Origin of the sequence: Aquicoccus porphyridii (genome assembly GCF_008369105.1) — a bacterium.
In the GTDB taxonomy this organism is placed as follows: Bacteria; Pseudomonadota; Alphaproteobacteria; order Rhodobacterales; family Rhodobacteraceae; genus Aquicoccus; species Aquicoccus porphyridii.
In genome coordinates this window covers 1-399 of sequence record NZ_VINQ01000185.1, presented here as the reverse complement: position 1 = coordinate 399, position 399 = coordinate 1, and the positions used below count along the sequence as shown (strand labels likewise).

At 64.4% G+C, this 399-nt stretch carries 1 protein-coding gene; it reads left to right on the top strand.

Annotated features, from left to right (window positions below; genetic code table 11):
- On the top strand, positions 1 to 397 hold a 397-nt coding region (locus FLO80_RS24110; RefSeq protein WP_223145561.1), incomplete at its 5' end, for a hypothetical protein.
- Positions 398 to 399 lie beyond the last annotated feature (2 nt).

Sequence of the window (399 nt, the reverse complement as noted above, 5' to 3'; positions counted from 1 at the left end):
CCAGATCGCGCCGCTGGCCGGATTCTTCTTCAGCGGCGGGGTGCCGCTGGACGCTTCGCTGTTCGAACACAAGAAGCTCGATCCGACCCAGGTCCGCCAGGTCCTGCAACTGGTGCTGTGGAAACTCGAATCCCTGCGCCAGTGGGAGAAGGAACGCATCACCGGCTGCATCCAGGCTGTCGCCGAACACCTCCAGCTCAAGCTGCGCGACGTGATGCCGCTGATGTTCCCGGCCATCACCGGGCATGCCAGCTCGGTTTCGGTGCTGGACGCCATGGAGATCCTTGGCGCCGACCTGTCGCGTTATCGCTTGCGCCAGGCCCTGGAGCTGCTGGGCGGGGCGTCGAAAAAGGAAACCAAGGAGTGGGAGAAGATCCGCGACGCCATTCCCGGCTGACC